This window comes from Mycobacterium sp. (assembly GCF_050701675.1).
Taxonomy (GTDB): domain Bacteria; phylum Actinomycetota; class Actinomycetes; order Mycobacteriales; family Mycobacteriaceae; genus Mycobacterium.
On record NZ_JBOGDD010000848.1, the window covers coordinates 1 to 2208 of the forward strand.

The following is a 2208-nucleotide window of genomic DNA, read 5'->3' on the forward strand; positions in this document are numbered from 1 at the left end:
CCGCTACTTCGTGGTGACGCAGTGGGAGTCCGACGAGGCCTTCCAGGCCTGGGCCAGCGGCCCGGCGGTCGAGGCACACGCCGGCCAGCGTGCGAACCCCGTGGCCTCGGGCGCTTCGCTTCTCGAGTTCGAGGTCGTTTTGGACGTTCAGCGGGCGGGAGCGTAGCGACTTGGGAATCACCTCGGGAACGAATGTTGCGGGGACCGGCACGAAGGCATAGCCGGGTGGGACGACGGGCGGCAGGGATCGCGGTTTCCGTCGCCCTCGTCGTCGCCCTGGCTTGCGGATGCGCCCACACCGGCCCGGCCGCGCCGGCCGAGGCTGCCTACGGCGCGCACATCGACACCAACACCCCACAGGGTCTGCGCGCCAAGCAGACCGTCGACATGCTCAATTCCAACTGGCCCATCGGGACCGTCGGAGTGTCGACGCTCGCCGTCCCCTCGAAGGTCGACGACGTGGCGTTCACCATGGACCGAATGTGGTGGGACCGGCCCTTCACGGTCGCCGGCATCGACGTCGGCGCGGGCCAAGCGACCCTGCACCTTCTGACGTCGTACGGCGTCGGTCAGGACATCGAGCTGCGCACCAACGACGCGGGGCTGGTCGACCGCTTCGAGGTCACGCTGCAGAAGCCGGTGATCAAACAGTGGTCGGACATCGACGCGGTGCTGACCAGTTCGGGCGCCCGCTACTCGTATCAGGCATCGAAGGTCACCGACGGCAAGTGCACGACGGCGGCGGGCAGCAATCTCGACGACCCGCTGCCGCTGGCGTCGATCTTCAAGCTCTACGTCCTGCTTGCGATCGCCGATGCCGTCAATGCGGGCACGGTCGGTTGGGACGATCAGCTAACCGTCACCAAGGAGGCCAAGTCCGTGGGCTCGGCAGGCCTCGACGACCTTCCCCCCGGATCGCAGGTCTCGGTGAGAAGGGCTGCGCAACAGATGATCTCGGCGAGTGACAACATGGCCACCGACCTGCTGATGGCGCGGCTCGGCCCGGGTGCCGTGGAACGCGCGCTGGTGCACGCGGGCCATCACGACCCGGCGAGCATGACGCCCTTCCCGAACACGCACGAGCTCTTCTCGGTGGGCTGGGGCGAGCCCGATCTGCGCGAGCAGTGGAAGGCCGCATCACCGCAGGGCCGCGCACAGCTCATCGAGCAGACGAAAACCCGCCACTATGAACCAGATCCGGCCCGCACCCACACCCCAGCGGCTCCGTACGGCGCGGAGTGGTACGGCACTGCGGCAGACATCTGCCGGGTGCATGCCGCGTTGCAGTCGGTCGCCGTCGGACCCGCGGCACCGGTCAAGGACATCCTGTCCGCCATCCCTGGCATCGACCTCGACAAGTCGAAGTGGGGCTACATCGGCGCCAAGGGCGGAAACCTGCCGGGCGACTTGACGTTCAGCTGGTACGCCGTCGACCGAACCGGACAGCCCTGGGTGGTGAGCTTTCAGCTGACCTGGCCCGCGTATCGCAGTCCGACGGCAGCGGGGTGGCTGTTGTCCATCGCCCAGCAGGCGTTCGCACTCATCCAGGTCAGGTGAGCCCGGTGGACCTCAGCGTCCACGCCTGCCCGCGCAGATGCATCACGGTCCGACTGACCGGACTGACGTCGATGCGCCAGAACGACTTCGGCGGCGCATCGAGGGCGACCAGGATGGCGGCGCGGACGACACCGGGGTGAGTGACGGCTACCAGACGGCCGCGACGGGCGGCGAGCGTGTCAAGCCAACCGCGAACGCGTTCGACCAGAACCGCGACCGATTCCCCACCGTGCGGCGCCTGAGCGGGGTCGGTCAGCCAGAGCGTGAGCTCGGCAGGGTGGATGCCACCCAGTACGTTGCCACGCCAGGATCCGTAGTTCAGATCGGCCAGCAGCGGCTCGGTCTCGGCCCGCAGACCCAGAAGTTCGGCGGTCTGCCTGGCGCGTTTCTCGGGTGCGCACACGGCGGCGTCGACGGCACCGAGGTCGGTGGTGGCGTCGACCTGCCGTTGCCCGAGTGGGTTGAGCGGCTCGTCCCTGGGAAATCGCCCGGCTGCCATCGCATCCGTCATCGCGTGCGACACGAGGGTCAGCCGGACGATCTCACTCACTCAAACTCACGCTGTGGCGCTCGCTCCAAGCTCGTTCCGCTTGCCGTCGAGCACCTTTGAGATGAGTGCCGCGAACACCAGCCCGATGGTCACCCACATCA

The 2208-nt window shown here is 67.9% G+C and carries 3 protein-coding genes; 2 read left to right on the top strand and 1 reads right to left on the bottom strand.

The features are described from left to right. Together ACRDUX_RS26070 and ACRDUX_RS26075 are read left to right on the top strand one after the other, a co-directional pair. Positions 1–166, top strand: a 166-nt coding sequence (locus ACRDUX_RS26070) for an antibiotic biosynthesis monooxygenase family protein (RefSeq protein ID WP_526417961.1), incomplete at its 5' end; no start/stop codon positions are given. Positions 167–192: 26 nt separating this feature from the next. Next, positions 193–1557 carry a serine hydrolase gene (locus ACRDUX_RS26075; RefSeq protein ID WP_526417958.1) on the top strand — a complete coding sequence of 455 codons (1365 nt, stop codon included), beginning with the start codon at positions 193–195 and terminating at the stop codon, positions 1555–1557. On the opposite strand, the gene ACRDUX_RS26080 is transcribed toward ACRDUX_RS26075, so the two are convergent. After that, on the bottom strand, positions 1550–2107 hold the full coding sequence (locus tag ACRDUX_RS26080; RefSeq protein ID WP_526417960.1) for a histidine phosphatase family protein: 558 nt from the start codon (positions 2105–2107) through the stop codon (positions 1550–1552). The two genes, ACRDUX_RS26075 and ACRDUX_RS26080, sit on opposite strands and share 8 nt — an antisense overlap. Between the last annotated feature and the right edge of the window lie 101 nt (positions 2108–2208).